General features: G+C 65.4%; 1 protein-coding gene and 1 pseudogene. Both read right to left on the reverse strand.

Annotated features, from left to right (window positions below):
• Positions 1-343: pseudogene (locus A37U_RS0139100) on the reverse strand (transposase); the annotation flags it as partial.
• Between the two features lie 13 nt (positions 344-356).
• Entirely contained in the window at positions 357-1,640 is a 1,284-nt protein-coding gene (locus A37U_RS0139105) for an ISL3 family transposase (RefSeq protein WP_026198080.1), read from the reverse strand.
• Positions 1,641-1,808 lie beyond the last annotated feature (168 nt).

Here is a 1,808-nt window from a genome sequence, read left to right on the forward strand (position 1 = left end):
GTTCGATGACCCAGCGGTGCTGGCCGAGTTTGTCTTTGGATTCGATGCCTTTGCCGGCGATGCGGACTGTGAGGCCGCGGTCGTGGACCCAGTCTCGCAGGTCGGGCTGGTCGTAGGCCTTGTCGGCGTGCAGCTTGCCCGGCTTGCGGCGCCGTGGGCCACGACGGGAGCGGATCGCCGGGATAGCCATCACCAGCGGCTTGAGGGCGTGGCTGTCGTGGGTGTTAGCCGCGGAGACGGCGACCACGAGCGGCAGTCCGGCGCGGTCGGACATGGCATGGATCTTCGAGCCGGGCTTGCCGCGATCGACCGGGCTGGGACCGGTCATGGCTCCCCCTTTTTCGGGCTCTTGTGACTCATGTGTGGGTGCGGTCGGGTAGGGTTGGCCGGTAGCCGCCGAGAGCTAGTAGTGCCAGCGAGATGAGGGCTTCGGGGTGTTTGAACCCGAAGGCTATGCGGGTGAGTAGGCGGATTTTGGTGTTGGTGGACTCGATCAACGCGTTCGAGAGGCCGTGGTCGAGGCTGGCGTGGATGGCTTCGAGTTCGACACGGATGGTGCGGCCGAGCTTGACGAATTCGGGGATACGAGACCGTGCTGCCCAGGACAGCCATCGTTGCAGGGCCTGCTTGCCCTCCTGGCCGGAAACGGCGAAGACATGGCGAAGGCCTTCTTTGAGGAGGTAGGCGCGATGCAGGCGGGGCTCGGTCTTGGCGATCCAGGCCAGCCTGTGGTGTTGCCGCTCGGTGAGATTTTCCGGGTTCTTCCACAGCGCCCACCGTGCTCGTTTCAGGGTTTGTGCTTGCCCGGTCGAAGCGCGGCGCCCGCGGCGATCCCAACCGGAGCCGCCGGGCTGGCGACGCAGGGCGTTCCAGGTCTGACGCCGGACCTGATCCAAGGCGTCGGTGGCCCACTTGACCACGTGGAACGGGTCAGCGCAGCGAACCGCGTCCGGGCAGTAGTGTGCGACTACGCGGGCGATCCAGGCCGCAGCATCGGCGGAGACATGGGTGAGCTCGGTGCAGCGAGCCGGCCCGAGCAACTCGAAAAACTGCTGCAGTGTGGCCTTGTCGTTGCCTGCAGCTGCCCACACTAGCCGGCCAGTGTCATGATCAACGACGATGGTCAGGTACTTGTGGTTTTTCTTGTAGCTGATCTCATCGATACCGATCCGGCGCAGCCCAGCGAATCGGTCGATTCCGGCATCGATATCGGCCCGTACGCGCGTGACAATCGCCCCGACGGTTGGCCAGGCGATGCGCATCAGTGTGCGCAGTGTGGTCTTCGACGTGGTCGTGGCCAGCCAAGCGATCGTGTCGTCGAAGGCGCGGGTGTGCCCGGCGCCGTGTCGAGCCCAGGGCACCCATGCCACCACCACACCGTGCTCAGTACAGGACACCCGTGGCGCGTCGGCTTCGACGAAGGCCCGCACAGTTCCCAGATCCAGCGCCCGCCACCGACGTCTGCCCTGCCCGGTGTCATATCCCGGGCACCGCCGCCGGCATATCCCGCAGCAGTACCGATCACACGCCCGCACCCGCACCGACGCCACCAACACCTGCTCGTCCTCATCAAACTCGACTGTCTGCACGACCGCTGCGCCCACACCCAGCAGCCGACCCCATACCCTGGTAGATGGCACGTCGTTGCCTCGTTTCTCTGGTTCCTGTTCCTCAACAGCTCAGAAACCTAGACACCGCAACGACGTGCCCCTCTGACCGCGGCCAGTGAATGATCCCCAGTGGCGGCCGTTTATGGCCCCGCGTGTGGCCACCGGGTTCCCCGTGGATGGCCAGATATGTCCCCAACG

This window comes from Sciscionella marina DSM 45152 (assembly GCF_000379465.1).
GTDB lineage: Bacteria > Actinomycetota > Actinomycetes > Mycobacteriales > Pseudonocardiaceae > Sciscionella > Sciscionella marina.